This is a genomic window from Allobosea sp. Tri-44 (genome assembly GCF_004123845.1).
Taxonomy (GTDB): Bacteria; Pseudomonadota; Alphaproteobacteria; order Rhizobiales; family Beijerinckiaceae; genus Allobosea.
Window position 1 is genome coordinate 1 of the sequence record NZ_NBDP01000010.1, and the last position, 1,500, is coordinate 1,500.

At 58.5% G+C, this 1,500-nt stretch carries 2 protein-coding genes; both read right to left on the reverse strand.

Annotated features, from left to right (window positions below):
* Positions 1-827 (reverse strand): transglutaminase-like domain-containing protein (locus B6S44_RS09325; protein WP_248309519.1); only part of this gene is annotated, 827 nt, incomplete at its 3' end.
* Between the two features lie 331 nt (positions 828-1,158).
* On the reverse strand, positions 1,159-1,500 hold a 342-nt coding region (locus tag B6S44_RS29630; protein ID WP_206735118.1), incomplete at its 5' end, for a hypothetical protein.

Sequence of the window (1,500 nt, forward strand, 5' to 3'; positions counted from 1 at the left end):
GGAACAGGGCAGCGCCGGATGGGGTGGAATGTGTGGCGGGCATGTAGGATGGACACCCCTCCCCCGGAAGACGCCTCGAACCAGGCGTTGAAATCCAGCGGAAACGGATCACGGGGCACGCCGATGTCACCGATGAAGCCGGTGCAGTACCGTGCCGGGATGTTCATGGCACGGCATAGGGCGATGGCAAGATGGGTGAAATCCCGGCATACACCGACGCGTTCATTCATCGCTTGAACAGCAGTGCGCGTGTTTCTGGCGAACTGATAGTCGAATCGGATTTGCGCGTTCACGTAATTGCAGATTTGCTGAACCCGATTCCAACCGGGAGCAAAACTGCCGAACAAATTCCATGCGGTCGCAGATAGCTCATCGACCTCACAGTACCGGCTGGACAAAGTATATTCGATGACCTCAGGCGGCAGATCACTTGGCCAGACTTCCGGTGCGTTCTTATCGAATTGGTCCGGAATTCCCGTGTCGCGGACGATCACATCGTTTGTGAAGATCGCTCCTCCCTGCGGTATAACCAGCCGGCGACACTGATTGCCGAAGCCGTCCGTGTATTCGTTGACCGGCACATTTGTGCCGTCGATGATCGATTTAATCTGCGGCGTCGGCTGACCAACCACGTCCTTGCTGCGGCTAGGATGAGGGTCGAGTAGGACCACCGCCGGAGTTGTTTGTGCGGTGACGATCTCGATCCGGTAGCCGACGCGGATTTGCATTGCGCTGCCTCTGAGAGAGATGATGAAGCGCAACATCCCGGGGTGACTTGAGGTTCCCCGATAATCTCCCGTTCTGGACCAAGGTTTGATTTCGCCCATGGCGAGAACCCGTCGGAACTTGGCGCGGGGGAGGCCACGCGACCAGGTCCTGAGCAGTAGGAGCGCCCGAGAGGAGCGCCTGGAACCCCCGAACCTTATTAATGTTCTAAAGAAGCTCGCCTGATTGCAGGTGGCTGTCGCATTGGGGGGCCACGGTGTCCAATCCGGCTGATTGCGCGATTTTCGCCCCGGTATCGAACGGCCCGGTGCGCGCTTACACAGCAGCCCGCACGGGCCCCAGCCTGCCCGAGGTCCGTTGGTTCAAGCGGGGGCTCTGGGAGGAAAAACCCTCGCAGGGCAAGACTGAGATAGTCGCTTCCAAATGGCAGATTCACGCGGGCGTCGCGAGCGAAGGGAACTGAATAATGCCCGCGATCGAGACTTCCTCTGCCATGCAAAATCCGGCACCGAAGTCGCCAATTGACAGCGTTGCCCACGTAGCTACCGGCGCTTTCATCATTGCCGCGTTGTATTTCTGACGCCAGGCTTTCGTACCGGTAGCGCTCGAAACCCTACTCAGTTTCTTCCTGTCGCAGCTGGTCAAGGCATTGCGGCAGCTTAGTGTTCCGAGAGGACTGGGGGTTTGTACTGTTGGCCTGTTTTCGTTGGTAGCCTTTGCCATCTTTCCGCTGGTCATTGATTGCGACGCGCGCAAGCGGGCGCGGACGTAACC